Below are 25,872 nucleotides of genomic sequence, written 5' to 3'. Positions count from 1 at the left end.
TCCTGTCTCCTGCCCGCAGCGCCATGTTCTGCCTCGGCGCCGTGTCCTGCCCTCGGCGCGGCTACTTCTTCTTCGCGGCGGGTTTGACGCCGGAGGCCGGCTTCACCTCGGGCTTGGGGGCCGGGGCCGGGGCCTTCTTCACCGAGGCGGCCACCACCGCGGACGGGGCCTGCTCGGCCGGCGCGAGGACGATCTCGATGCGACGGTTCAGGCTCCGTCCATCCGCCGTCTGGTTGGAGGCGATGGGCTGGTACTCGCCATAGCCCAGCGCGGAGAGCATCGTGGGCGGCACGCCCTGCTCCTGCAGGAGCTTCACGACGACGAGCGCGCGGGTGGTGGACAGCTCCCAGTTCGAGTCGAACTCCGTCTTCCCGTCCGCCGGCAACGGCACGTTGTCCGTGTGGCCCTCGACGCGGATGAGCTTGCCCTGCACGTCCTTGAGCGCCTGCGCCACCTTCTCCAGCGCCTCCTGGCCCTCCTTGTTGAGCTTCGTGCTGCCGGAGGAGAAGAGGATCTTGTCCTTCATCTTCACCACCATCCGGCCCTTGAGCTCGGACAGCTCGATCTTCCCGGTCTTGATCTCGTCCTTGAGGCTCTTCGCGAGGCTCTCGTACTCGCTGGACTTCTTCTCGAGGGCCTCCTTGGCCGCCTCGAGCTTCTCGGTGTTCCGGGACAGCTCCTTGTTGAGCTCGGCCAGCTCATCCACGCGCTTGCGCAGCGCGCGGCGCTCGGCGTCACTGTTCGCGAGCGAGGACTCCAGCTCCGCCTTCTCCTTCTCCGCCGCCTGGGCCGCGGCCGAGGTCTCGGCAAGCTTCTGCTCCAGGGCCTTCATCTGCTCCTGTTGCTCGTCGTACTGCTGCTTGAGGTTGTGCGCCTCCAGCGACTTCGACTCGAAGGCCTTCTGCGAGACACAGCCGACCAACGGAACCAGTAGGAGGACACACCAGCGCATACGCATTCAGGGCTCCTTGGGTGGAAGAGCGCCCTTATACCTCCGAGCCCACGCGCGCGAGAGGGCGCGTGTTCCCCACCTTCGGAGTCGAACGTGGGTGAACACAACGGTGACACTCAAAAACTTTCACCGGGAAATTCTCCCTGGCACCAAGCGTGACACCGCCCCATCCTGCCGGTCGGGGGGAGTGGTGGTTGGCAGGAACCAAGACATGTTCACGAGAGGACTCACGATGCGCCCTACGCATGTTGCAGCTCTGCTGGTGTGTCTCCTTCCCCTGGTGTCGATGGCGGCGCGGCGCGATGACGGCTCGGCTCCATCGGGAGCGGATCCCCTCGGGACGCGAGGAACGGTGACGGCGAACGGCCGGTACACGCTCTGGTCCGTCGAGGTCCCCATCCCCGGCAACCCCAAGCTGATGAAGGGCTCGGCGATCGGCGGCTCCATGTCGACGGATCTGTACGGGCGGATGCTGGGGTTCGATCTCGGCTACCGCGTGCTGACCACGAACGCCATCAACGGAGACGAGCGGGAGTTGCCAGAGACGACGTCGTACACGGCCTTCGAGGTCCAGCCGGGCTTCAACTACGTCTTCGTCAACAGCACCCCGTTCTTCCTGAGCGCGGGCATCGGGGCGAACGCGCGCGTCAACCTGATGAACGTGGATGAGCCGCTCGCGCGCTCGCTGGGGATGTGGAGCACGATCTCCGCCGGACCGAACGTGCGGACGAGGCTGTTCCTCGGCCCGAACTTCTACCTGACCGGCTCGCTGTTCGTCGGGTTGCTCAAGGTGGCCGGCTTCTGGACGGCCGCGGGACTCAACGCCGCCACCGCGCCTCCGGCGGCGTTCTACAACAAGGGAGACCTGGAGGGCCTCTTCGTCATCAACGGCGCGGCCTCGCTGGCGTGGCGCCCGCTGGAGTGGTTCGCGGTGAGCGCGGGCTTCGGTTACCGGCAGGGCAGCTTCACGGTGACGGAGAAGGATGCCTCCGGCAACACGCGGGAGCGGGGTTCCGCCAACGAGACCGACCTCCAGCCCTTCGCCGGAGTGGAGTTCCTGTACTGAGGGCTCTTCAGTTCGCGGGCAGGGTGGCCAGCAAGCTCGTGTCCACGGGCAGTGAACGCGTCTTCCACCAGAACGTGGCCGCGTGCTTGTTGGAGCTGTCGTGCTTCTGCGTCCATTTGAACGCGCCCGTGCACGCGGCCCCGTTCGTCAGGGTGAGCTCGCCCGCGGCGATGGCGTGGTCATCCCCGTCGAAGTAGCCGGGGTGCTTGCACACGCCCACCACTTCCAGGCCCTCGTCCTTCTCTCCCGCCGGGCACGCGGCGCCGATGGCGTAGCTGGACGTCGAGGTCCCATAGGCAATCGACGTGGACGTGGTGAGAGAGCCCGTCTCCGACACCCGCGGCGAGCTGCGGAAGAGCCACTCCAGCATGCGATCTCGGGCCGCGGTCACCGCCTGCGCGTGTCCGCTGATGCCCGGGTCCACGATGGCGCTGTGGCAGAACGAGCCGTACTTCACCCCGTGCGAGGGCCGCCACGTCTGTCCCGCCGAGGGCGTCATCCCCGTGCCCACCGCCAGGCCGCTGCCCTGCGCGTCGAACGGCAGGGGCCCATCGCTGTTGCCCGTCCAGAGCGACGGCGAGCAGCTCGCCCACGAGTTGAGCATCAACGCCCGCTTGTTGCGCACCACCCAGTCCGCCGCCGGGAAGGCGGTGACGTTGCCCGCGTACTCGCACCACCCGTTGCCCAGCGCGCACGAGTCGCCGAAGCCCACGATGGGGTCTCCGTACTTGCACGTGGTGACGAAGTCCGTGGTGCCCACCACGTTGTACTTGCTCGTCCCCAGCGAATCGACCATGCCCTGCACCGACACCACGCCGGCGATGCGGCTCTGCACGCCCCAGTCCTGCGTGCCCACGCCATTGGGCCCCACGTTCGCCGCCACCTCGAAGGCCGCCCGCGCGCCCGAGCTGTGCGCCACCAGCACGATGTTCTTCGCTCCCGCCGGGAAGCGCCGGTTGATCTCCTGCGCCAGCCGGTAGCGCCACTCGTACGCGGTGGTGCAGGGCTCGCCCTGCTTCGTGGTGGTGCAGCCGGGGTCCCCCACCTCCCAGTCATCCATGTTCAGCGGGTCCGTCGAGTCCGACGGGTGGTAGGGCGAGGCCGGTGCCGTGTAGAGGTTGGCATGCGCCGAGCGCGTCACCACCGTCACGCCCGGGTGGCTGGCCTGGTACTCGGAGATGTAGCTGGGGAGCGCGGCGTCGACGGCCGCCTGCAACTCGTTGAGCGAGCCCTCCGCGTTCTGCCGGTGCTCCGGACAGCCCTTCACCCCGTGCACATAGAGGATGTTGAGTTGCACCGTGCCCTGTTGCACCAGCGCGGAGGCCCCACCGCGCACCGGCTCGGGCGAGGGGGCCTGCTCCGCTTCGGGGGAACCACAACCCACCAGCCCCACCACGCCCATCATCGACAGCCAAGGACGGATGCGCATCATGCGTGACCTCCCAGTCACCTGAAGGGAGGCCACGCTAGTGGAGTTTCCACATCATTGGGGAGGGCGAGTCCCAGGCTCTCGCAGCCGCTCCAACTCGGCCTGGAGCTCCGCCAGGCGCCGCTCCGCCTCTTCGCGCCCCCGCTCGGCCTCTTTGAGCCCCCGCTCGGCCGCCTCGCGCAGCCGCCGCTCCTGCTCCGCCAGCTCATGCGACTCCAGCAGCAGCGCGTTGCCCACCCACAGCCGCAGCTTTCCCCCCGCCAACTCGAACTCCAATCCCAGCACCTCCGAGCGGTAGCGGCCCGCCTCCAGGGGAATGCGCTCGTACCGCCTCGCCTCCGGTGAAGGCAGCCGGTAGGCCTCCAGCCGCTCCCGCGACCGGTCGTAGATGAAGTACTCGGGAATCCCCAGCCGGGCGTAGCGCTCCACGTTGTACTCGGCGTCCTTCTTGCGGTCGCCGCCCACGTGCACCTCCATCACCCACTCCAGCCCCTTGCCCTCCTGGCTCACCACCCACTTGCTGCGCGGGTGCGTCTCCACGTCCCGCACCGCCAGCATGTCCGGCGCGAAGCGCCTCTCCCCCGGGTAGTACACCGGCAGCTCCGTGCCCAGGTACACCCGCCGCCTCCCCCGGGAGAAGAAGCCTCGGAGCACATCCAACGTCTCCATCTTCGCCTGGGAGTGCAGATCCCCCTCCGGCATCGCCATCTCGTCCCACGTCACCTCGCCGGGAAGTGACTCCACCACCTGCCCCCGCTCCTCCACACTCATCCGCTCCCACTCTTCCTGCGTGGGCGCCTGGGGGAAGCGGCCTCCACGCTCCTGTTCGCGCTGTGCCATGCCCCACAGCCTGAGGTGGGCCCTCGCGCGCGTCAATCGCCCCCGCCACGCTGCCTGAGCAAGTGTCGGGCCGGGCGCCGCGCCCCTCGTGCGAGACGCCCGCGGCTGTCTCTGGCCGGGTTCTCACCGTCTCCTTCCGCGGACACCCCGAGCCGCAGAGCTCCGGCCCTGCGCCGCGGCGCTTCGCGAGTCCGTCGCCAGCGATGTCGCGACATGCCGAACAGGTCCTGGACCGCGGCGACCGTCAACGCGTAGCGTGGTCCGGCTCCGCGAGGAGCACCCATGAGGTCGTGCTGCTCGACCATCGAAAAGGAGAGTTTCAGGTGAAGATCAAGCTGTTCACCGTGTTCCTGGTCGCGTTCTGCTCCGCATTCGGGGCCACCGCGGCGATTGACGACGATCTGATCATCGTCTGCTCAGGCGGCATTTATTGCGAGGACGAGCGTCAGGTGTGCCTCGCCTCCGGCCAAAGCCCAGACATGTGCCAGCTGAACTGGCGCAGCTGCGTGTTCGACGCCTGCCCGCAGTAAGCCGGATGCGGCGCCGATGCGCCGGCCGCCGCCGCGATGCTCGGCTGGAGAGGCGGGGAAGTGCGGGTTCGATTCCCGCCGCCTCCACCATGTCGCGGGTTCCGCCTCACCCGCTCGGGGCTGGGGGCGCCATCCGCTGCACGGCCTCCTTCAAGAGAGAGGGCACATCCAGGACGAGCCCCACGCGCCCGTCATCGAGGAGGGTCGAGCCGGACAGGCCTGGCAGGTGGCGGAAGAAGCGATCCAGCGGTTTGAGGACGCACTGGCCCTCGCCATACAGCTCGTCCACCACCAACCCGGCGAGGCCCCCACCGTGCCCCAGCACGACCACGCTCTCGCGCTCCGGGCAAGGGCCCCGCACTCCGAGCACCTCGCTCAGCCGCAGGTAGGGCAGCGCCTGGCCGCGCAGATTCAGCACGCCGCCACCGGGCTGCCCGCGCCGCTCCGCCGGCAGTTCCACGCACTCCTGCACCGCCTCCAGCGGCAGCACATAGGTCTCCTCGCCCACCCCCACGGTGAAGCCCTGGATACTGGCCAGTGTCAGCGGTACCCGCAGCGTCACCGTGGTCCCTCGCCCCTCCTCGCTGCGCAGCGTCACCGTGCCTCGCAGAGCCCCCACGCCGCGGCGCACCACGTCCATGCCCATCCCGCGTCCGGACACCTCCGTCACCGTCTCCGCGGTGGACAGCCCCGGCAGGAAGACGAGCTCCGCCAGCTCCTCCGCCGTCATCCGCTCGGCGTCCCGCCCCAGCGCGCGCGCCTTCTCCCGCAGCCGCTCGTACCGCAGGCCCCGGCCGTCGTCGGAGAGCTCCACCACCAGCATTCCCGGCTCGTGAAAGGCACGCAGCACCAGCGTCCCGGAGGGCTCCTTGCCCGCCTCGCGCCGCGCCTCCGGCGTCTCCAGCCCGTGGTCCACCGCGTTACGCACCAGGTGCAGCAGCGGCTCGCGCAACCCGTCCACCAGCGCGGTGTCCACCTCCACGTCCTCTCCCTCCAACACCAGCCGCGCCCGCTTCTGCTGAGCTCCTGTCAGCTCCCTCACCGCACGCAGGTTCTGCCGGAAGAGGGGGCCCACCGGCACCATCCGCACCCGCCTCACCTCCTCCTGCAGCTCCAGGTGCAGCTGCTCCGCCTCGAGGTGTACCGCCAGGGCCTCTCCGGCCGAGCCCTTCGCCAGCACCCGCGTCAGCCGCCCCCGGGCGATGGTCAGCTCGCCGGTGAGGTTGGCGATGCGGTCCAGCTTCTCCACGTCCACCCGGAGCGTGCGCACGCGCCGGACCTCCTCCGGCGCTCGTCCGGCACCCACCGGCACCGGCCCCCCCAGTCCCGGCGCTCTCAACTGCTCCAGCAACCGCTGGGCACCAGGTGGCATCCCCTCCTCTCCGGAGACCGCGGCCACCGCCAGTCCGCGCAGGTGCTCCAACGCGCTCAACAGCAGCGTCACCAGCTCCCCGGTCGCCAGCCTCCGCCGCTCCAGCACCGCCTCCAGCACGTCCTCCACGCAATGAACGAAGTCGGTGAGGGTGGGAAACCTCAGCGACATCGCCAGGCCCTTGATCGTGTGCGCCCCGCGGAAGACGGTCTGCAGCACCTCTTCGCGCGGGTGGGCCTCGAAGGCCATCAGCCCCGCCTCCATCTCCGCGAGGAGCTCCTCCGTCTCGGTCCTGAAAGATTCGATGATGAGCTCACGATCGATCCGCATGGGGCCCTCAGGAACCTCCCGTCAGCGGCGACCCGCCGGCAGGGCAACGGGCGCAGTGGAGGGCCATGCCCCCCTGCGTCTCCAGCAGCTCGAAGAGGACATGGTCCGTCGCCTCGAAGGACGGTTTGTGGGGCAAGAGCCGGAAGATGGCGATGACCCCGAGCACCCGGCTGCCCAGTCTCAAGGGGATGCAGGCGCTCAGGGCCAGGTCATCGGCCGGCAACGCCTCGGACACCCAGCTCCTTCCGCTCTGGACCACGAAGGACAGGGGACCTTCCCCGAGGGGAACGCGCCGCAGCAGCTCCGAGTCCACCCCCATGCCCCCGAGCCAGGACAACGCCGACGCATCCGGCGCGAGCTCGAAGACGGCGAACGCTTCCGAGCCGAGGAGATCCTTGATGATCTCCTGGAGGGTGGCCACCAGCTCCGCGTCCGTCCCGGATTCACGCAGGCGGGTGCTGGCGGTGTGCAGCCGGGCGAGGTCGGCCATCCGCGATTCCAACCGTTGCCGCTCGGTGCTCAGGCGGCGGACCCGCGTGAGCAGCGCCTCGTTCTCCAGCTGCAGCTCCTGCATGCGCCGGGTGAGCTGCTCCGGGGGCTCGGGCATGGAGGGAGCGCCTTTCGACTCATCTCGTTGCATTCGCGCGCTCCTCCGCTCTACTCGCCAAGGTACCGCTCGAGCTTGTCCAGCAGCTCATTGGCATTGAAGGGTTTGGTGATGTAGTCGGAGCAGCCACTCTCGTAGCCCCGCTGCACGTTGTGGGGCTCGCCGCGAGTGGTGACCATGATGACGGGGATGTCGCGCGTACTCTCGTGCGCGCGCAGCTCCTGGCAGGCGGCGAAGCCATCCACGCGCGGCATGAGGACATCCATGAAGATGATGTCCGGGCGCTCGGCCAGGGCCGACTCCACCGCGGCCTGCCCGTCTCGCGCGGTGATCAACTCGTAGCCACGGTCGGCCAGCAACAACTGGTGCATCAGCAGGACGGTCTGTGAATCGTCGACGAGGAGGATCTTCTTCTTGTGAGACATGGGAGCTCGGATGGTTACCCGCGAGGTGCGGCCGCATCGGGCTGGGGCCGCGATTCATGAACAGTGGACATGGCCGACAGCACCTGCTCGCCGCTGAGCACCTTGTCGATGTCCAACAGCAGGACGAACTTCCGCCCCGCATCCGGCCGGACCATGCCCAGCAGGTAGTCCACCTTCACCGGCGTGCCGAAGCTCGGCGCAGGCACCACGTCCCCGGCCGCCAGCTCGAGAACCTGGCCGATGGAGTCCGCGAGCAGCCCCAGCACCACCCGCTCGCCCTCGAGCTTCACCTCCACCACCACGATGCAGCTCCACCGGGTGAGGGTGGCTGGAGGCAGGCCCAGCTTCACCGCGAGGTCGATGACGGGCACCACGCTCCCGCGCAGGTTGCACACTCCGCGCACCCAGCCGGGTACGCCCGGAATTCGGGTGACGGTGTCGTACTCGATGATCTCCCGGGCCTGCAGGATGCCCAGGGCGTACTCGTCCCCGGCGAGGAAGAAGCTCAGGGACTGCGTGGACGCGGCAGGAGGGGTCTCGCGCATGGTCACACCTGGAAGCGCTTGAACTCACGGTCCTCGCCCGTGAGCGGAGCCTGGACAGTGGGACCGGGAGCTGGAGCCCCGGGGCCGAGGGCGTTCGCCGCCGCCCTGAGCGCGTGCGCGCCCCCCACCCCAGGACGGGGCGGCATGCGAGCTCCGCGCTCGCGGCCGTCCTCCACGCGGAAGTAGGACACCAACTGGGTGAGCGCCGCCGCCTGGGCGGAGAGCTCCTCGGCGGTGCTGGACAGCTCCTCGGCGGAGGAGGCGTTGCGCTGCGTCACCTGGTCCACGTGCTGCATCGCCTTGTTCATCTGCGCCACCCCGTCGGCCTGTTCGGTGGACGCGGCCACCACCTCCTGCACCAGGTCCGCGGTCTTGCGGATGGCGGGTACCAGCTCCTCCAGCAACTGCCCCGAGCGCGTCGCCACCTTCACGCTGCTCGTCGCCAGCCCTGAAATCTCCTTCGCCGCCGTCCGGCTGCGCTCCGCCAGCTTGCGCACCTCCGTCGCCACCACCGCGAAGCCCTTGCCGTGCTCCCCTGCCCTGGCCGCTTCAATCGCCGCATTCAGCGCCAGCAGGTTCGTCTGGTAGGCCATCTCCTCGATGATGGAGACCTTCTCCGCGATGAGGCCCATGGCCTCCACCGTCTCCTTCACCGCCCGGCCACTCTCCTCGGCGTCCCGGGCGCCCTTGGCGGCCATCTGCTCCATCTGCCGGCTGTGGTCCCGGTTCTGGGTGATGCTGGCCGTCATCTGCTCCAGGCTGGAGGTGGTCTCCTCCACGCTGCTGGCCTGCTCGCCGGTGCCCTGCGAGAGGCTCTGCGAGGAGGCCGCCACCTGCGCGGAGGCCGCGCTGAGCGTGGCGGCCCCCATGCGGACCTCCGCCATCGTTTCGGCGAGCCTCCTGACCATCTCCTTCAGGGCGAAGAGCAGGCTCGTCCTGTCGTTCCCCTTCGTCTCCACCTTCACGGAGAGGTCTCCCTCCGCCACCCGGTGCACCATCTCCGCCGCGTAGCCCGGCTCCCCGCCGAGCTGCTCGGAGATCACCACCGTCGTGAGCAGTCCGATCCCCAAGGCGACGACGATGGCGGCGAGGATGAAGCCCAGGGTGAAGCGCCGGAATGCCACGTACGACACGGTCGACTGATCCGAGAACCGCTCCATCGCCGCGAACTTGTGTGCCTCGAGCTCCTTGATGACGCCCTCGATCTGGTTCTCGACCGCCCGGACCTCCTTCACGCCCGCGTCGATGTAGAGATCCTTGCTCGCCGCGATCAACCCGGGCAGCCGCCCACTCGACGCGAGCCGCAGGACGTCCTGCTGCTCGCTCCGCAGCTGGGTCAGGAGCTGCTCCACCTCCGCGGCCTTGAGCTGCTGGACCGAATCCGAGCCGGAGATCGTCTGCCGGAATTGCGTGAACGCCTTCTCGAACAGCTCCCGGCTCTGCTCGAGCTCCGCGGTCCGCTCCGAGAGCCGCTCCGTGCCCACGTCCAGCACCACGTTCCGGAGGGTGCGGGACATGTGGAGCATGTGTACGTCCGCCTCGAGCAGCTTCACGAGGCCGAGCGCGTGGTGCTCGTGGATCTCCTGGAGGCTCTCGTCTGTCTGCGCCATGCCACGCAGGCCCTGCACTCCGACGAGCACGGCCAGCACCGTGAGCAGCCCGAATCCGAGCGTGAGCTTCGTGACGACCTTCAAGTTGCGGAACCAGTTCACTGCGATTTCCTTTTTGTCGACTGCCTCAAGGATCCCATGGACCCCAAACGATGAGAACACTCCGGGCGAACGTTTTACCCGCCCCCCCGCCCACCGACCTCTCCTGGCGCCGCGCGAGCACATCCCAGGTCACCGGTTGCTTGGGAGCCAGGCAACGGAGGGGGCAGCCCGCCTGCTACGATGGCGCCGCACGCTTCCATTGGACCCGGAGAGACGATGGCGGACTTCACTCCCCCTTCCTGGCGAGACGTTGGCCAGTTCCACTTCGGCTGGTCGGCGGAAGCCCCGGCCGAGGCGGGCGCCGCCGCGCTGCCCGACCGGGTCGTCAAGAAGCTCGGCGGTGCGCTGGGTCGCGCGCGCCAGAACATCGCCACCCGGGCCCTTAACGACTTCAACCAGGAGAAGCAAGCCGCGCGGCCCGCGGATGACGATCCCTCCCTGGCCGAGTTCGAGGCGGAATGGCGCTTCCTGGCTCGCCAGAAGCAGCAGACGCTGGAGCGGGCTCCGTCCAACACCGCGCTCCACTACAAGACGGGCTGGCTTCGCGACGACTCGCCCCTGTTCGGCCGGATCCAGGACTACCTGCGCGAGAACGTGCGACAGAAGCCCTGCGAGGCGCCTCGCGCGGAAGCCACTCGCGTCCACCGGGCGCGGGACGAGAAACGCAAGCTCGACGCGGAGCTCCAGCAGCTCCAACAGAATGGAGATCCCGAGAACAAGGCGCCGCTGCTCGAGCTGCGCAGCCGGGCGATGGAGCGGGTGATCAACGAGGGCGCGAGCATGTTCTCGAGCCGGCGCACGGAGCCGCCACGCTCCGGCCCCTTCCGGGTGACTCGCATCAAGGTCATCCTGCACGACACGCTCTGGCGTTCGTATCGCGAGCGCCGGGAGGAGATCCGCGGCGAGCTGAACGCCAACGCGGACCTTCGCGCGGACCTCGGTGAAGCACTCCGGAAGATCTCCTGGACCTACCGCAACGCTCAACTGCCGGTCATCGACAACGGATCCGGAGAGGTCTACCTGCTCCACGGGACGACGGAGTTCGTCGCGCGGATGATCGCCTCGGGAAACTTCCGCCCGGACTACGGCGCCAAGAAGGCGGAGTCGTCCTACTCGGACCCCAAGTTCGGCGCGCTCGGCCAGGGCACCTATTTCTCGGATTCCTTCGCCAAGGTCATGACCTACACGTCATGCCCGCGGTGCTCGGACCACCGGTGCGCCTGCGGTGTGGATCGCTCGGTCATCCTGTCCCGTGTCGTCCTGGGCCGTCCGACGCTGGCGCGCACGCATGACTCCCAGCGCGGCAATGACGTGGAGACGCTCAAGCAGTACCGGCACTCCGTCTATGGGCTGGGGTTCAAGTTCGGCCACCTCACCGTCTTCGGCTCGAACGAGTTCCTCATCAAGGATGCCCGGCAGGCCTATCCGGAGCTCGTCGTGTACTGGCAGTGGACGGACAACTGGTAGTCCCGAGGTCCTCGTTCCATCCCCGTTGCCCGGATTTTCTCCTCGCGGGTCCAAGGAGACGTGCTCCCGCTCAGCTCACCCAGCTGAGAGGCGGGCACGGCTGCTCCCCATCCCTCTCGCAAGGAGTGTTTGTCATGCGCAATGTCCGCACGCCGGCTGTCATGTCCCGCCCCATGTTGATGGGTCTCGCCGCGCTCCTCTGGAGTGGCTGTGGCGGTCTTCCAGAGGCCACCGACTCCGTCTCCGAGCTCCAGACGCAGCAGGCGGCCCTCGCGCCCGACCAGTGCGCTCCGGTGCCCGCGGCCCAGACCAACGCCGGGGGCATCGTGTACCACCGCTACGCCACCGGCATGACCTGGGCGAACGCCAAGGCGGACTGCACGGCCATGGGCGGCCGGCTCGCCGTGCCCTTCAACTCCGCCAGCAACTCCGCCATCCACTCCATCATCGGGACGGACCTGACGTACATCGGCCTCAAGCAGGCCAGCGGGCAGTCGTCCACCTCCGCCGGTTGGCAGACGCCGGAGGGCAACCCCGCTCCCTTCTTCAACTGGAGCTCGGGAGAGCCCAACGACATGGACGGCGTGGAGAACGGCCACCAGGACTGCGCCCGGATGTACACCACCGGCGCCTGGGATGACGTGGCCTGCACGCAGGTCAGCCCCTACGTGTGTGAGTTCGCGGTCCCGCCCCTGCAGTGCGCCGGTGGCTCCTCGTGTGCCCTGGGTACCGACTCGGCCTACCACTGCACCTGCCCCACCGGTCAGCACTACGACGTGCAGCGCAACGCCTGCGTCAACGGGCCCTGAGCTGCCGCGGGTGTCAGAGAATTCGTCCAGTACATCGCTGGGCGCCGACTCGAATCCTCTGACACCTTCGCCAGCCGGAGGTCGTTGCCGGCCAGCCCCGTGCCTAGGGGGCCTCGTTCGAGAACCCCATGTAGAAGGATTCGGGTTGCTCGTCGTCGGTCAGATCAATGCGGACGTAGACCTGCGTGGGCGAGACGATGTCGTAGCTATAGATGTGATCGAGGTACCCCCGAGCGAACAGTTGTCCCCGCTTGTTGCGATTCACATCCTCGATCCGCGAGTGCGGAGTGATCTCGCTTCCATCTACGCAGAGCCGGCCTTGGAAGGTGCTCCGTGGAAGGTACTTGGGGGCTTCGAGCGGTCCGGGGTCCGGTGGAGTCAATTGCACGGCGATGCTTCGGAGTACGGTGCTCGACGTCAACGCGCTCGAATAGAGGCCGAGCTGGTCCCACACGTAGACATCGTCGGCGACCTCGACTTTGCGCGAGTGCGGACCGAGAACCTGCTCCCAGGCCCCCAGTGGACCGGGCAGCGGGAGCACGCGACCGTTGTATTGGATGCTCGTACCCGAGATCAGCAGGGTACAGGGTGGAGGGGGCGGGACCGGGGAGTCCTTGGAGCCATCACACGTGCAGGCGGGTCCGCCCGCCCCTGCCCACAGGGCCACCAGGAGCCAGAACATCCAGGAAGGCTTCATGCCAACCCTTGGGCTCTCTCCAAGGAGCCACGCAGTTGAGCCAGCATCTCCTCGGGTTCGCCGTACTTCTCGTAATGATCGCGAAGCTTCGCTTGGGCGTGCTCGGACTCCGTGAATTGCCGGTCGATGATGGCAGCCTTCTGGAGGAGCTGGAGCTTCTTGGGGTTCGCCTTGGCCCATTGGAGGGTGGGCTTGAGGATCCACGCTCGAGCATCGTTGGCCGTGTTCTGGATGTCCTCTGGGTGGACCAGGTACTTGAGCGCTTCCCGAATGACGTCGTCTCGATTCCGCTGCTTCTTCCAGACCTCGATCATGACGCACCCCACCTCCCGTATCGCCCCCATCGCCAGCGTGGCCGCCAGGAGATGCAAGGGGTGGTCGTCATGATCCTTGGCGAGTTGGCTATGCGTCGGGTGGAGGAAGGCGGGGTTCTTCAGGAACTCCTGCTGCGACTTCGTCACATCCGTTGCGTGATTCTTCGCCCTGGACGCGAGGATTGAATTGGGCAGCGCGGAGAGAAACTTCGAAATATCATCGAGCGCTTTGCCGAGTTTGGGGTTCTCCCGTGAGAAATTCTCCATGAACTGCAGGTACCCCTCGTACGTTCTCACGTACTTGGGGTCGAGACTTTCGGGGGGAAGGTCCTTGGCGAGGATGAGCAGGATCTTCGCGGAGGTGGAACGCTCTCCCGCGACGTACTTCTTGCCCGCTTTCGCCGTCAGCTTCTCGTTGAGGACATAGGACAGGCTGACCTGGATGTCATTCGAGCCAAACTTGCCCGTGATGAGGGGGTACCTCTGAGTGGGCGCCGAAAACTTCCGATGGGCCCAGGGGTAGACCTGGCCATACCCCATCTTGATGAGCAGCAATTCCACGAAGTTGCTGTGGGCGTAGAAGTCTTCGAGTGTATGCAGCGCGTGTCCCAGGCGGCGTAATCCCTCGGGCGTATTGCCAAGGGAGGCGGCCGCGCACAACTCCTGCTCGATGTACGCCGAAGAGGTGGCCCAATTGCCTTTGCGATTGGCGATGTAGTTGAGCATGCCCGTGGCTGGATCGATGGCGACTTCAGCTTCCGTACACTTCTTGCGGAAGTCCTTGTCGTCGCTCGACTTGTCCTCGATGCCATGCGGATTGTCGATGTGCTCCTCGGGCCGGTACACGCCAAGCTTTTGCGGCGTGACCCCGAACATGGACACATTTCCGAACTCTTCGCGCGCCAGGACGTCCAGGACACCTGTCATCGCATCACGAGTGAAGCCCTCGGAGATGTCTTTGCTCCTAGCGGGACGGATCAGCGCCGGATCGATGGCTTGCGAGTAGTCCCGGAGCCAGTTTCCAAAGTAGATCTGACGCCGCTGCTCCCGGGATGGGAACGAGTTCTCCAGAGCGTCTTCGATGGACTCGTGACCAAAGGACTTCCCAGTCTGTCCATGGCCTCGCCCAGCCCCGAAGAATTGAACTGAACCCGCCTTCGCGTCATCAGCGCGATCCTGCTCGCTCGTGTGCCGCTGGAGGGCACTCTTGAAGGAAGCGGTATCGGTGCTCAACCGATGGGTTCGACCAGCACGGGTGTAGGTGGCGAACGAGGTGGTGGGCGTTGGCGCCTGCCATTGGGTATAGAGGGTGCCCGCCAGCACAGTCCCTTCATCGCGTGGCCCATCACCTCCCTGCCGCGAGAACTCGGTGCGCAGCAGGTTGTCCACATGGTGGCCGAACTCCTCGACGAGGGCCACGAGCAACGTCGCTGCCTTGGACTTGTCCTTTTCCGCCAGGGACACCAACTGGCGGTCCACCATGATGACCCGCTGGGCGTTGTCGTAACCGGCTTCATGGCCCATGAGCCCCGAGGTCACCAGTTCGATTCTCGGCAGCGCCAACGTCTTATCGAGCAGCGCCTTGCGCAGGGTCTGGTAGGCCGCCGCCGGCAGGTCCGAACCAAAAACGACGCGCAGCTTCGAGAGGAAAGACGTTTCGGGCCAACGCGCGGCAACGGCGCATAGAGCCTTGAAGGCAGCGTCGCTCTCCAACCGCTCCCCGGGAGTTGCGTCCGAACCCACATGGCCTGGAAGGTCAGGCCCTTGGGCTTGCCCACCATGGGTCAACCGCTGCTGCGCTTTGCTCGTCATCCTTCCCCCTGGGTACAAAGAGGCGCACCTGAGCCAGGAGGTCGAGGTTAGCAGCGGGCGTTCGAAAGGGACAGACTACGAGCGCCCCCAGGAAAAACCAGCGCGTATGTAGAGAGGAAGCTCCGGAGCGCTACGGCGTCTCGCTCTGCAGCAGCGTGCCGGTGGAGAAGGCGTCCGGCGTGCCGCACTGCGCCTTCTTCGGAGCGTCCGCGCACGTCACCGGCGCGTGGGCGCGGTTGTGGTCCGTGAAGCAGAGCGCCCCGTCGGTGCCCCACTCCGCCTCCGTGCCCCACGTCTCCGTGTCCTGCTGCACCCCCACCGCGTCGTAGACGTTCACCCACTGCCCGTTCACCGTGTGCGAGGTGCCGTCGCCGCAGTAGTCCGCGCGGATGAGGCGCGTGCACGCCTGGTGGTGCGCCGCCAGGCTCACGCCGCCGACGCTCGCCCACGGCTTGTAACCGAAGCGGATGCACTTCGCGATGGCCGCGCCCTCGCACGCGAAGGTGAAGACGCGTGGGTCGTCGTACTTCCTACCGCCCACGCCCGGCATCCCCTGCCGGTAGTCCCAGAAGCCCTCCACCGCGATGGCCGCCGCCGGCTGGCCGCTCGCGTTACGGCAGATGGGGTACCACTGGCCGTCCGCCGGTGCGAGATAGGACACCTGGTACGTCCACACGTCCGCGTTCGCGCCCGTGCCCTGCGTCACCGCGTCCACCCGCAGCTCCACCTGGCTCCCATCCCCCAGGTTGCCCAGGAAGTGGGCCTGCGCGAAGTCCTGTCCGGAGATGGGGCGCCCGTCGTACCAGCCGTGGAAGGCCGAGCCCTCCAGCCATACGTCCTCCACCTGCGCCTGCTGCCACGTGGTCCACTGGCCCAGCCAGGAGACCGGCTGCGTGCCCTCGAACCACGCGCCCGCGTAGTCCACCGACACCAGCATCCCCGAGAGGTACGGGCCGTTGAGGTCCGAGCCATTCAGATCCGAGCCGTTGAGGTCCGAGCCATTGAGGTTCGCGCCATTGAGGTTCGCGCCGTTCTGAATGCCCAGCGACCACCCCGTCTCCCCGAGCTCCGCGTCCGGCTGCACCGGCGTCTCGCCACCACACGCCACCACGCCCACGGCCGCTACCACGACCCGGCACCACCTGCTTGCTCGCATGGCCCCACCCCTCTGTCACTCCATCCCCGACACGCGCGACGGTGTGCAGTGGGCATCCGCCCGGCAAGCCACACATGTGGCATAAGGCCCCTTGCAATGTCCGTTGGCCGTCAGCCGCGGGGGGCCCCGAGGGGCTACCTGCCTGGGGGCAACGCCCTGGAGGGCAGGTCCGCACACAAGCGGATACCCACGGTGATGTTGCGCAGGGTGCGCTCGGGCATCTCGCGGTTGGCCAGGCGCGCCGAGGCGGGGGCGAAGTAGTAGGAGCCACCGCGTGCCACCACGCCCCCGGCCTCCAGCGACGAGCGCGTCCATTCCCACGCGTTGCCGGCCAGGTCATCCACCCCGAAGGGGCTGCGGGAGACCGGGTGCGCGCCCACCTCGTCGGGGCCGAAGCCCCCGGGCTCCTTGCCGTAGGTGAAGTCCACGTTGGCGTCGTCCGGGGCGAGCGTGTCGCCGTGGGGGAACTCGCGGCCGTCCTCGCCCCGTGCGGCGCGCTCCCACTCCAGCTCCGTACACAGCCGGGCCCCCGGCACCCGCCCCGTCGCGTTCAGCCAGGCCGCATAGGCCTCCGCGTCCTCGAACGCGATGCCGGTGACGGGGAAGCGCGTCCAGTCCTGCTCCACCCGCCGGTCCCGCTTCGCGTAGCGCAGCCGCTCGCCGAGCCGCACGGTGTAGGGCACGCCGCCGGGCTGGAAGCGCAGCGTCCACGTGCCCCGCTCCCGCTCCAGCTCGAGCATGCCGTGGTAGGTGGTGCTCGTGCGCGGCCGGCGGAGGGCCTGCTCCTTCGCGGGCAGCGACTCCAGGAAGGCCAGCCACTCCGTGTACGTCGTCTCATGGCGGGCGATGAGGAAGCCCTCCATCTCCTTGGCATGCAGCGGCACGGCGTTGAAGAAGCCGCGCACGCTCGCGTCCGCCGCGCTGCCGAAGAGCACGCGCCCCGGCGGGACGTAGACGAAGCCCGGGGGAAGCGAGCCGCTGCGCAGCATCGGCGGCGCCAGGCGCCTGCGCTCCCCCCGCGCGAGGCGCAGCGGAACGAACGCGGGCTCATGGCCCGGGGCCCGCACCGTCAGCCGCCAGTCTCCCGGCGGCACCGGCATGTCCACCCAGGGCCCCCGCGTGGTGGGCACCGGCTCGCCGATGACCTCGCGGCCCTCCACGTCGCGGGAGACGGGCCGCAGCTCCAGCTCCGCGCCGGGGACGGACAGCTCCAGGGTGACGAGCGCCGGGGAAGTCCACCGCTTCCAGCGCTCCCCCGTCGTGTCGTACAGCCGCAGCCGCTGCAACAGCGCCGTCAGCTCACTGCTCTCCATCGCCTGCTCAGCGTGGAGGGCGCGCTCGAGGAGGAAGTCGGCCAGGGCCGCGCGGACGTCCTCGCGCATCGGATCCAGCACCAGCGCGTGCTCCAGGCGGTCTCCCGCCTCGTCGAGGCGCCGGTGCAGCACGGTCTCGGCGGTGGTGGTGCGTGCCCAGGCCGTGTCCCCCTGCTCCTTGCGGCCGGCGTCGTAGTGGCCCAGCGCCTCCTCGCGCGCCGTGGCGAAGGCGTCGCGCTCGCGCTGCGCGCCCTGCATGGCGGTGGAGGCCTCGGCCAGCCAGCCGCGCACGGCCCGGTCCCGCACCGACGCCTCGTGCCAGCGCAGACCCGCGTAGACGAGCCCCAGCGACAGGACGAAGCCCACCGCGAGCGCCCGGCGCAGGTGGCGGCTGCGCACCAGCGTGCGGCGCGAGGCCTCCAGGAAGGCCAGCTCGCGGCGGGTGAGCTGCGCGCGCTCGAGCCGGGCGGCCTCGGTCAGCTGCCGGTGGCTCCACAGCATGTCCCGCACCCGGCCCACGCGCTCCCAGTGCGCGGAGTCCGCCTCCAGCCGGGCCTGCACCTCGCGCAGCTCCGCGGCCTCGGCCAGCCAGCGCGCCAGGGTGCCCCAGCCCGTCAGCAGCGCCTCGTGGGCCACTTCATAGGAGGTTCCCCCGTCCACCTCCCGCGCCACCAGCAGGCGCGCGCGCACCAGGGCCTCCAGCACCGCGCGGTGACGCGGGTCGTCCCCCACCAGCTCCCGGTCCGTCTTGCGCGCCCGGGTGCCCTCGGCGGTGATGAGGCGCAGCAGCACGCCGCGCGCCGCCGCGCGTTGATCCGGCAGCAGGCGCTCCACCGCCGCGTCCGCGTGCATGGCCAGCGCGCCCGCCACGCCGCCCAGCCCGTCCAGCGCGGCCTGGGTGATGAGACCCGCGCCCTCGTCCCGCGCCTCCCACAGCTCGGCGAGCGCGAACTGCAGCAGGGGCAGCCCGCCCCCGGCGGCCGAGGCCACCAGCGCATCCACCAGGGCCTCGGACTCGAAGCGCACGCCCTTCACCCGGGCCGGGCCCACCACCGCCTCGCGAATCTCCTCCGGGCCGAGCGCCCGCAGCAGGTAGAGGGCCCCGGGCACCAGCGCGCCCAGGCCCGGCACCGCCGTCAGCCGGGTGAGGAAGTCGCTGCGGCACGTGGCCAGCAGGCGCACGCCGGACACGCCCTCGGCCAGTCCTCCGAGCGCGAGCCCCGCCTGTGCGGCCTCGGCGTCGCCGGCCAGCGTCACCAGCTCCTCCAGCTGGTCCACGTAGAGGGCGAGCCCCTGGTCCGCGCCGAGGTGGGCCCGCAGCCGGCGCGCCAGGCCGGTGGGGTCCGCGCGCAGGGAGGCCACCAGCCCCTCCTCGTCGGCGCCCAGCACGGGGGCCAGCGCGGCGGCGAGCGCGGCGGCGGGGCGCCTGCCCGGAATCAGCCGCACCCCGCGCCAGAGCCGCCCGTCCTCCAGGGCCCCCTCGGCGAGCCGCGGCAGCACCCCGGCCAGACACAGCGAGGACTTGCCCACGCCCGAGTCGCCGGCGACGAGCAGGAAGGGCTCGGCCCGGAGCCGCTCCAGCACCTCGCGCTGCTCGCGCCGCCGGCCGAAGAAGAGGGCGCGGTGCTCGGCCTCGAAGGCCTGGAGGCCGCGGTAGGGGTTGCCCTCGGGCACGGCGCCCGCCCACTCGTCGCGCGAGAGCGGCTCCAGCGCGTCCAGCAGCGCCACGGCGGAGGCGAAGCGCTCCTCGGGAGCCCGGCACAGGCAGCGGTCCACCACGGCCGCGAAGTCCGCGTCCACGCCCGGCACGGCCTCGGCCAGCGGCCGCGCGTCCTGGGTGCGCACCGCGTCGGACAGCTCCTTGAGGGGCACGTGCCGGAAGGGTCCCCGGCCCGCGCACAGCTCGTAGAGCACCAGCCCCAGCGAGTACACGTCGCTCCGGGCCGTGAGCTCCTCCCCCGCCCAGGCCTCCGGGGACATGTAATAAGGAGTGCCCACCAGCATGCCCGCGGGCAAGGACGGCAGGTCCACCCCGTCGAGCGAGCCCGCCACGCTGTCGGCATCCAGCTCGGGCAGCGGCGGCGGACGGGCCGGGGAGGCCGCGGGCGGGGTGTCCTCGTCGCGGTGGCCCTCCGCGTCCAGCAGCTTGGCCAGCCCGAAGTCCAGCAGCTTCACCTCGCCCGTCTCGGTGAGCAGGGCGTTGGCCGGTTTGATGTCGCGGTGCAGCACGCCGCGCCGGTGCGCCGCGCCCAGTCCCCGCGCCAGGTCCCGGCCGAGCGCCAGCACGCGCTCCCAGGGCATGGGCCGGGGCAGCCGGTCCAGCGAGGTGCCGCGGACGAACTCGGAGATGAGGTAGGGGTGGTTCTCCAGCTGCCCCACCCGGTAGAGGGTGACGACGTGGGGGTGCTGGACGCGCGCCGCGGCCCGGGCCTCCACCAGGAAGCGGGCGAGCGCACCGGCCCCCAGCGCGCGCACGAACTTCACCGCCACGGGCCTGTCGAGCAGCGTGTCGTGCGCGAGGTACACGCGTCCCGTCGCGCCCCTTCCAATGAGGCGCACCAGGCGGTACTCGTCGAACGCCTCGGGGGGAGTCCACCCGTCGACGTTGGACCGGGATGCAGGCGGAGGGCCCACGGGGTCGTGCCTATGGCGTCAAGGACTGCTCTTCGACTTGCTGGGTTTGAGCATCCGCCGGATACGGTCTTCCAGGTCCTGCGGGAGACAGGGCTTGGCGACGAACTCGTCCGCGCCGGCCTGCCGGGCCTGTTCCGCGTTGCCGGCCAGCACGTGGCCGCTGAGCGCCATCACCGGAATGTCCCGGGTGCGCTGGTCCTGCTTCAACCGGCGCGTGGCCTCCCAGCCATCCATCACCGGCAGCGACAGGTCCATCAGGATGATGTCCGGCAGCACGCCCTGGGCCTTCTCCACGGCCTCCACGCCATTGCGCGCCACTTCTACCTGAAAGCCGACAAACTCCAGGTACTCCGCATACATCTCGCGGGCATCGTCGAAGTCGTCGACCACCAGGACGCGCCGGCGCTCGACCGTATTGGCCGGCTCGGGCGGCTCGCCGCCATCATGCAGCCTGTTTTCGAGGGTTTGCGTGAGCGGTAAGGTCATAGCGCGGGGCCCCTCGTACAAGGTGGGAACGCCGCACCATGCTATGTACGGCCCCGCGGATGCGCTCGTCGCCGCCAGCCTCCGAGCGCGTCCGGGCCACAAATCCTGTCGTGGCCCGGACACTTCACTCACAGCGATGGTGACTTGGCACATCCAGGCCACGCAGTGCCGCCTGGACGCCTGCCTTCAGCGCCCACCGCCGGACTACAGGCCGCTACAGCTTGCCCAGCGGCGCCTCGAGGCTGGTGCTCGAGGACACGGGCGTCCCCCAGGCCGTCTCGTAATAAGCCGACAGGTCCGAGGACTGGAACTTCGTGAAGTCCGCCTTCACCTTGACGGTGTTGGTGGTGAGGTTGATGGCGGTGCCGCTGTAGGTGAAGACGAAGCGGGTGGTGGCCTCGTTGAAGTTGGCCGAGTCGATGGGGTACTTCGTGGGCGACTCCGCCGTGAAGCAGGGGTTGGTGGAGGGCGGAGCGGCCGCCGTGGCCTTGAAGGAAGGCGGGCTGGCCTCGCCCGTGGTGACGATGGTGTCGAGCAGCACGCTCGTGGGCGTCACGGCCTGGTTGAAGCTGATGATGATGCACTCGCCCGAGTCCAGCGTGCCGGTGGTGCCGGTGGCGCCATCCTTGTAGAGGGCGGAGGAGAGCTGCAGCGGCCGGGGGCTCTTCGGGTCCCCGCTGAGGAAGTAGCCCTTCCAGGTGCGCACGCTGCCGTCATACGCCGAGGTGGCGCGCAGGATGAGGTTGTACTCCACGCCCTCGCGGACGGAGGCGGGGGGCAGGAGCGTGTAGACGTCCCCGGCGGCGCTCGAGGTGACGGTGACGTCGTACTTCTCGCGGCCGTACTCGTCCGTCACCAGGGCCAGCAGCGACTCGCGCGCCACGGGCTGGCTGAAGCCCAGGTAGATGGGCTCGCCGGGCCGGACCAGGTTGCGCATGGGCTTCTTCTGCAGCTCCATCTGGGGCTTCTGCGGATCCCCATCCAGCAGCTTCACGTAGTGGAGGCTGGGGACGTTGGTGGCGACGAGCTGGAAGCCCGTGGTGGAGCCCCCCCCGGCGTCATTGCGCGGGGCGGGCAGCCGCAGCAGCTGCGAGCCGCCGCTCACCACGAGCGTCGAGGCGTCGATCTTCTGCGCATAGCCACCGGCGTCGAGGATGCCGTCGCCATTGGTGTCCACCGGGTCCACCCAGAGGCGGTAGCCCCCGGCGGCCTCGCCCACGCCGCCAATGCGCGCGAGCTCCGCCGGCGCGGGCACGCCCGGGAAGGTGACGATGCCCAGGGCATCCGCCTCGGCGGCGACCACCACCGAGCTGACGGCCGAGGCCGTGCCGCCGTTGAAGGCGATGGTGCCGGCGGGGACGGCCTCGACGTAGGCCTTGGCGCCGCGGGCGGGGTAGCCCGAGGGCGTGAGGAGCGAGAAGCTCACGCTGCCATTGGTCTCGGCGAGCGAGATGGCGCCGATGTTGGCGTTGCCGTTGTTGATGGGGATGTTGCCCGCGCTCGAGGGCACCACGGCGCTGGCGCGCAGCGTGGCATGGCCCGCCTTGCTGATGGTCACCAGCACCTGGGCGCCGGCCGGCACGTGGGTGAGGACGAAGTTGCCCGAGGCGTCCGTCTTCGTCTCGAAGGGCTTGTCCGCCGTGGCGCTGCCGATGGTGAGCTTCACGTCGGCGTCCGCCAGCGGCATCATCCGGGTGTTGAGCACCTGGCCGGAGACCGTCCCCTGGGGGTTGGCCGGGGCCACCACCGACACGGAGTCCGGCTCGCGCACGCCGTCGGCGATGCCGTCCCCATCCTTGTCCTCCGGCGCGCATCCGACGACCAGGAGCGGCAGCACGACTGCCCAATGCTTCTTCATCTTCCCACCTTGAATGCTTGGAGTTGGAGCCCGCGTGTGGCGGCGCGGAGACAGTCTCCGACGCGGCCCCGGTGCGTCAAGAAGGGCACGGGGTGCAACCGGGGCGGACATTTCCGCGAGGGCCGGGTGGTAGCGTGGGCGCCATGAGCGACGTGGACGTGAACGCGCCCTGCCTGGGGTGCGCCATCGTGAGGGGAGCCACCCGGCCCGTGGGAGGAGTGCTCGCCCGCTCGTCCGGGCTGGTGCTGCATGGCGTGGCCTCGCCCAGCCCCCTGCCCGGCTGGGTGGTGCTCACCAGCGTGCGGCACGCGCGGGCGCTGTACGACCTGGACGACGAGGCGGCCCGGGAGCTGGGCCCCTTCGCGGCGCGGGTGATGCGGGCCCAGCGCGAGGTGCTCGGCGCCGAGCACGCCTACGCCTTCGCCATTGGGGACGTGCTGCGCCACTTCCACCTGCACCTGGTGCCGCGCTACCGGGACACGCCCCAGCGGCTGTGGGGGCGGGGGGCCTTCGAGGGGACGCCAGGAGAGATGCGCCCGGAGGCGGAGCTGGAGGCCGCGGCCCGGGCCCTGGCGGCGGCCCTGGCGGGGTAGGAAGCGGGCCCCTGGGTGGACCTTCCGCGCCGACGTGGAAGAATGGCGGCCGCCATGCGTGTGCTCCGTCTCGCCTCCCTCCTGCTCTCGCTGCTGCTGCTCCTGCCCGCCGCCGCGCTGGCCAACAACACCGCGGATGAGGCGGACGTGGCCTTCGAGGTGGGCAACGAGGCCTACGCCCGGGGCCAGTACGTCGAGGCGCTGCGCGCCTACTTCAACAGCTACCGGCTCGTCCCCAACCGCAACGTCCTCTTCAACATCGCCCGCTGCTACGAGGCGCTCACCCGCTACAACGAGGCGTACCGCTACTACAACGACCTGGCCCAGGAGAAGCTGCCTGGCTCGGACGAGGCCGAGGTGCGCCGCTCCCTGGAGCGGCTGCGCCCCAAGGTGGCCCTGGTGCGCGTCACCACGGAGCCGCCGGGCGCCGAGGTGCTGGTGGACCGCGAGGACCTGGGCATCCGCGGCCTGTCTCCCCAGACGCTCGCGCTGACGCCCGGGCGCCACAAGGTGATGGTGCGCAAGGAGGGCTACCGCCCCGCGCAGGAGACCGTCTACGTGGCGCGGGGCCGCTCCGCCGCGCAGGAGTTCAAGCTGGAGCTCATCACCGGCACGGTGGAGCTCACCGGCTCGCCCGAGGGCACGGAGGTGCGCGACTCGCCGGACGGCCCCGTGCTGGCGCGGGTGCCCGGGACGCTGAGCCTCACGCCCGGCCGGCACGTGCTGCACATGAAGGCGCCCGGCCATGCCCCGGCCCAGTCGCTGGTGGACGTGCCCGCGGAGGGGAGCGTGGCCGTGCAGGTGTCGCTGCGCCTGCAGGAGAAGCCCACCGGCCGCCTCGTCATCACCGCCAACCGCGACAACGCCTCGGTGCGCGTGGACGGCCACGCCACCGGCTTCACCCCCACCGTCATGACGCTGCCCGAGGGCGAGCACACCCTGGAGGTGGAGAGCCGGGACGTGCGCCCGGTGCGCCAGCTGGTGACGGTGGTGGCCGACAAGGACACGCTCTTCCACGCGGACCTGCGCTACGAGCCGCCGCCGGTGCGCGCCGCCTCCAAGAGCCTGCTCTCCGTGGACGAGGCCCCCGCCTCCACCACCGTGCTCTCCCAGGAGGAGCTGCGCGCCTTCGGCTACACCACGCTGGCCGATGCGCTCGCCGCCGTGCGCGGCTTCTTCATCTCCAACGACCGCTCCTACACGTACCTGGGCGTGCGCGGCTTCGCGCCTCCGGGCGACTTCAACACCCGCGTCCTCATCCTCTGGGACGGCCACCCCGTCAACGACGTGTGGGCCGGCCAGGGCTACTCGGCGCGCGACTTGTCGGTGGACCTGGAGGAGGTGGAGCGTATCGAGGTGGTGCGCGGCCCGGGCAGCGCGCTCTACGGTACGGGCGCCTTCTTCGCCGTCATCAACGTGGTGCCGCGCGAGTCGCTGGGCCTGGAGCGGCGGGTGGAGGCCACGGGGGCGGTGGAGGCGCTGGGCACCACGCGGCTGCACGGCACGGTGGCGTGGGAGGACGGGCACAACTCGGCGCTGCTGTCGGTGGCGGGGATGAACATGGGGGGCGCGGAGACGACGGTGCTGGGCGGAGGCCTGCCGCTGGTGCAGGGGTTGGACGGGGAGAAGGCCGCCACCGCCTCGCTGCGCGCGCGCCTGGGGGGACTGTCCTTCCAGGCCCAGCTGCACGGCCGGCAGAAGCAGATTCCCTCCGGCCCCTACGGCACGGTGCTGGGTGTCGAGGGCACCCAGGTGGAGGACTTCCGCGGCTTCGTCGAGGCCCGCTACGAGAAGACGCTGGGCGAGCGGGTGAGCCTGTCACTGCGCGGCGCCTATGACGGCAGCCGCTACCGGGGCTATTGGATGTACGAGAAGGAGGACGGCACCCTGCGGCGCGACACCGACGCCGGCCGCGCCGACTGGCTCACCGCCGAGGCCCGCTTCCTCTTCAACCTCTCCAGCACCAACCGGCTCACCGTGGGCCTGGAGGGCCAGAGCCAGCTGCGCGTGGAGCAGGAGAGCTTCGGCCCCGAGGGCGGCAACGCGCCGCTGACCAGCAACAGCCGCGCGCTGCTCTCCGCCTACCTGCTGGACGAGTGGCGCCTGCACCCGCGGCTGACGCTCTCCGGCGGCCTGCGCCTGGACAAGTACCTCCACCTGGAGACGGCGCCCCTCACCCCCCGGCTGGCCCTCATTGCCCGCCCCTACGACAAGGGCCTCACCAAGCTGGTGGCCGGCCGGGCCTTCCGCGCGCCCAACGCCTACGAGCTCGACTACCACGACGGGGGCGTCACCCAGGCGCCCGCCGGGGAGCTGGAGCCGGAGACCATCACCACCCTGGAGATCGAGCACGCGCACGACCTGACGGACGAGCTGCGGCTCACCGTGGCTGGCTACCACAACCGCATCACCAACCTCGTCGTGCTGGAGGCGCAGCCGGGCCCGCCCCAGTGCGGCAGCCCGAGTGGCACCGTGGAGTGCCGCGTCTTCAGCAACCGGCCCGGCGAGACGCTCGCCTGGGGCGCCGAGGCCGGGCTGCACTGGCAGCCGGGGCGCTACCTCCTGGTGGACCTGAGCTACTCCTTCGTCACCCTCCAGAATGCCTCGGAGGAGGTGGTCGCCTCCGCCCCCGCGCACCTGGCCACCGGACGGCTGCTGTTGCCCCTGGGCAACGGGGACCTGCGCCTGTCCACCCAGGCCACCTACCAGAGCGCCCGGGGCAGCGCGAAGGAGGGCGCGGAGTATGGCGAAGCCCTGCTGCTGGGCGTGGGCCTGTCCGGCGAGTTCCAGCGCGTGCGCTACTTCGCCGGCGTGCAGAACCTGCTCGACAGCCGCTACGCCCTGGCGCTGGGCACCGAGCGCGCCGCCGCGCCCGTGCCCCAGTACGGCCGCACCTTCACGCTGCAGCTCACCGGCAGCTTCTGA

General features: G+C 69.7%; 20 protein-coding genes. 6 read left to right on the top strand and 14 right to left on the bottom strand.

Going from position 1 to position 25,872, the window contains the following annotated elements; genetic code table 11:
• Positions 1-61: 61 nt before the first annotated feature.
• On the bottom strand, positions 62-958 hold the full coding sequence (locus tag NR798_RS04535; RefSeq protein ID WP_375770168.1) for an OmpA family protein: 897 nt from the start codon (positions 956-958) through the stop codon (positions 62-64).
• Positions 959-1,184: 226 nt separating this feature from the next.
• On the opposite strand from NR798_RS04535, the gene NR798_RS04530 reads away from it, so the two are divergent.
• Positions 1,185-2,018 (top strand): hypothetical protein, encoded by an 834-nt coding sequence (locus NR798_RS04530; protein WP_375770167.1) that lies wholly within the window; start codon positions 1,185-1,187, stop codon positions 2,016-2,018.
• A 7-nt stretch (positions 2,019-2,025) separates the two neighbouring features.
• Here the strand turns inward: NR798_RS04530 and NR798_RS04525 are convergent, their stop codons facing one another.
• Together NR798_RS04525 and NR798_RS04520 are read right to left on the bottom strand one after the other, a co-directional pair.
• Entirely contained in the window at positions 2,026-3,450 is a 1,425-nt protein-coding gene (locus tag NR798_RS04525; protein WP_375770166.1) for a hypothetical protein, read from the bottom strand.
• 51 nt (positions 3,451-3,501) lie between these two features.
• Positions 3,502-4,287, bottom strand: a complete 786-nt coding sequence (locus NR798_RS04520) for a Uma2 family endonuclease (protein ID WP_375770165.1) — start codon at positions 4,285-4,287, stop codon at positions 3,502-3,504.
• Positions 4,288-4,610: 323 nt separating this feature from the next.
• Between NR798_RS04520 and NR798_RS04515 the strand changes: the two genes are divergently transcribed.
• Positions 4,611-4,817, top strand: a complete 207-nt coding sequence (locus NR798_RS04515; protein ID WP_375770164.1) for a hypothetical protein — start codon at positions 4,611-4,613, stop codon at positions 4,815-4,817.
• 106 nt (positions 4,818-4,923) lie between these two features.
• Here the strand turns inward: NR798_RS04515 and NR798_RS04510 are convergent, their stop codons facing one another.
• The 5 genes from NR798_RS04510 to NR798_RS04490 are packed head-to-tail and all read right to left on the bottom strand — an operon-like array spanning position 4,924 to position 9,808.
• Positions 4,924-6,519, bottom strand: a complete 1,596-nt coding sequence (locus NR798_RS04510) for a chemotaxis protein CheA (RefSeq protein ID WP_375770163.1) — start codon at positions 6,517-6,519, stop codon at positions 4,924-4,926.
• A gap of 7 nt (positions 6,520-6,526) precedes the next feature.
• Positions 6,527-7,159: a GAF domain-containing protein gene (locus tag NR798_RS04505; RefSeq protein ID WP_375770162.1), complete on the bottom strand. Its 633-nt coding sequence runs from the start codon at positions 7,157-7,159 to the stop codon at positions 6,527-6,529.
• Positions 7,160-7,176: 17 nt separating this feature from the next.
• Entirely contained in the window at positions 7,177-7,551 is a 375-nt protein-coding gene (locus NR798_RS04500; RefSeq protein WP_375770161.1) for a PleD family two-component system response regulator, read from the bottom strand.
• Between the two features lie 14 nt (positions 7,552-7,565).
• A complete protein-coding gene (locus NR798_RS04495; protein WP_375770160.1) occupies positions 7,566-8,096 on the bottom strand; it encodes a chemotaxis protein CheW in 531 nt (176 codons plus the stop codon).
• 2 nt (positions 8,097-8,098) lie between these two features.
• Positions 8,099-9,808: a methyl-accepting chemotaxis protein gene (locus NR798_RS04490; protein WP_375770159.1), complete on the bottom strand. Its 1,710-nt coding sequence runs from the start codon at positions 9,806-9,808 to the stop codon at positions 8,099-8,101.
• 216 nt (positions 9,809-10,024) lie between these two features.
• Between NR798_RS04490 and NR798_RS04485 the strand changes: the two genes are divergently transcribed.
• Both NR798_RS04485 and NR798_RS04480 read left to right on the top strand, forming a co-directional pair.
• The gene (locus tag NR798_RS04485; protein WP_375770158.1) at positions 10,025-11,275 is read left to right on the top strand and encodes a hypothetical protein; all 1,251 of its coding nucleotides are present in this window, start codon (positions 10,025-10,027) and stop codon (positions 11,273-11,275) included.
• A 134-nt stretch (positions 11,276-11,409) separates the two neighbouring features.
• Positions 11,410-12,084 (top strand): lectin-like protein, encoded by a 675-nt coding sequence (locus NR798_RS04480; RefSeq protein ID WP_375770157.1) that lies wholly within the window; start codon positions 11,410-11,412, stop codon positions 12,082-12,084.
• 103 nt (positions 12,085-12,187) lie between these two features.
• Here NR798_RS04480 and NR798_RS04475 read toward each other — a convergent pair whose 3' ends face one another.
• The 6 genes from NR798_RS04475 to NR798_RS04450 all read right to left on the bottom strand — a co-directional run bounded on the left by NR798_RS04475 (position 12,188) and on the right by NR798_RS04450 (position 22,354).
• On the bottom strand, positions 12,188-12,781 hold the full coding sequence (locus NR798_RS04475; RefSeq protein WP_375770156.1) for a hypothetical protein: 594 nt from the start codon (positions 12,779-12,781) through the stop codon (positions 12,188-12,190).
• The gene (locus tag NR798_RS04470; RefSeq protein ID WP_375770155.1) at positions 12,778-14,907 is read right to left on the bottom strand and encodes an HET-C-related protein; all 2,130 of its coding nucleotides are present in this window, start codon (positions 14,905-14,907) and stop codon (positions 12,778-12,780) included. Before NR798_RS04470 ends, NR798_RS04475 begins: the two co-directional genes overlap by 4 nt.
• Before the next feature lie 130 nt (positions 14,908-15,037).
• Positions 15,038-16,063 carry an ADYC domain-containing protein gene (locus NR798_RS04465; RefSeq protein ID WP_375770154.1) on the bottom strand — a complete coding sequence of 342 codons (1,026 nt, stop codon included), beginning with the start codon at positions 16,061-16,063 and terminating at the stop codon, positions 15,038-15,040.
• A gap of 134 nt (positions 16,064-16,197) precedes the next feature.
• Positions 16,198-20,010: an SUMF1/EgtB/PvdO family nonheme iron enzyme gene (locus NR798_RS04460; protein ID WP_375770153.1), complete on the bottom strand. Its 3,813-nt coding sequence runs from the start codon at positions 20,008-20,010 to the stop codon at positions 16,198-16,200.
• A gap of 18 nt (positions 20,011-20,028) precedes the next feature.
• Positions 20,029-20,496 carry a response regulator gene (locus tag NR798_RS04455; RefSeq protein WP_375770152.1) on the bottom strand — a complete coding sequence of 156 codons (468 nt, stop codon included), beginning with the start codon at positions 20,494-20,496 and terminating at the stop codon, positions 20,029-20,031.
• A 214-nt stretch (positions 20,497-20,710) separates the two neighbouring features.
• Positions 20,711-22,354 carry a carboxypeptidase-like regulatory domain-containing protein gene (locus tag NR798_RS04450; protein ID WP_375770151.1) on the bottom strand — a complete coding sequence of 548 codons (1,644 nt, stop codon included), beginning with the start codon at positions 22,352-22,354 and terminating at the stop codon, positions 20,711-20,713.
• A gap of 143 nt (positions 22,355-22,497) precedes the next feature.
• On the opposite strand from NR798_RS04450, the gene NR798_RS04445 reads away from it, so the two are divergent.
• Positions 22,498-22,947 (top strand): HIT family protein, encoded by a 450-nt coding sequence (locus tag NR798_RS04445; protein ID WP_375770150.1) that lies wholly within the window; start codon positions 22,498-22,500, stop codon positions 22,945-22,947.
• Positions 22,948-23,001: 54 nt separating this feature from the next.
• On the top strand, positions 23,002-25,872 hold the full coding sequence (locus NR798_RS04440) for a TonB-dependent receptor domain-containing protein (protein WP_375770149.1): 2,871 nt from the start codon (positions 23,002-23,004) through the stop codon (positions 25,870-25,872).

Source organism: Archangium gephyra (assembly GCF_042230915.1).
Taxonomy (GTDB): Bacteria; Myxococcota; Myxococcia; order Myxococcales; family Myxococcaceae; genus Archangium; species Archangium gephyra_B.
This window is presented reverse-complemented; position numbering and strand designations above follow the sequence as displayed.

Coding starts and splice junctions, on each gene's coding strand:
- NR798_RS04535 (WP_375770168.1), bottom strand. CDS start 958: ATGCGTATGCGCTGGTGTGTCCTCCTACTGGTTCCGTTGGTCGGCTGT.
- NR798_RS04470 (WP_375770155.1), bottom strand. CDS start 14,907: ATGACGAGCAAAGCGCAGCAGCGGTTGACCCATGGTGGGCAAGCCCAA.
- NR798_RS04505 (WP_375770162.1), bottom strand. CDS start 7,159: ATGCAACGAGATGAGTCGAAAGGCGCTCCCTCCATGCCCGAGCCCCCG.
- NR798_RS04530 (WP_375770167.1), top strand. CDS start 1,185: ATGCGCCCTACGCATGTTGCAGCTCTGCTGGTGTGTCTCCTTCCCCTG.
- NR798_RS04510 (WP_375770163.1), bottom strand. CDS start 6,519: ATGCGGATCGATCGTGAGCTCATCATCGAATCTTTCAGGACCGAGACG.
- NR798_RS04440 (WP_375770149.1), top strand. CDS start 23,002: ATGCGTGTGCTCCGTCTCGCCTCCCTCCTGCTCTCGCTGCTGCTGCTC.
- NR798_RS04500 (WP_375770161.1), bottom strand. CDS start 7,551: ATGTCTCACAAGAAGAAGATCCTCCTCGTCGACGATTCACAGACCGTC.
- NR798_RS04495 (WP_375770160.1), bottom strand. CDS start 8,096: ATGCGCGAGACCCCTCCTGCCGCGTCCACGCAGTCCCTGAGCTTCTTC.
- NR798_RS04525 (WP_375770166.1), bottom strand. CDS start 3,450: ATGATGCGCATCCGTCCTTGGCTGTCGATGATGGGCGTGGTGGGGCTG.
- NR798_RS04450 (WP_375770151.1), bottom strand. CDS start 22,354: ATGAAGAAGCATTGGGCAGTCGTGCTGCCGCTCCTGGTCGTCGGATGC.
- NR798_RS04480 (WP_375770157.1), top strand. CDS start 11,410: ATGCGCAATGTCCGCACGCCGGCTGTCATGTCCCGCCCCATGTTGATG.
- NR798_RS04475 (WP_375770156.1), bottom strand. CDS start 12,781: ATGAAGCCTTCCTGGATGTTCTGGCTCCTGGTGGCCCTGTGGGCAGGG.
- NR798_RS04455 (WP_375770152.1), bottom strand. CDS start 20,496: ATGACCTTACCGCTCACGCAAACCCTCGAAAACAGGCTGCATGATGGC.
- NR798_RS04445 (WP_375770150.1), top strand. CDS start 22,498: ATGAGCGACGTGGACGTGAACGCGCCCTGCCTGGGGTGCGCCATCGTG.
- NR798_RS04465 (WP_375770154.1), bottom strand. CDS start 16,063: ATGCGAGCAAGCAGGTGGTGCCGGGTCGTGGTAGCGGCCGTGGGCGTG.
- NR798_RS04520 (WP_375770165.1), bottom strand. CDS start 4,287: ATGGCACAGCGCGAACAGGAGCGTGGAGGCCGCTTCCCCCAGGCGCCC.
- NR798_RS04485 (WP_375770158.1), top strand. CDS start 10,025: ATGGCGGACTTCACTCCCCCTTCCTGGCGAGACGTTGGCCAGTTCCAC.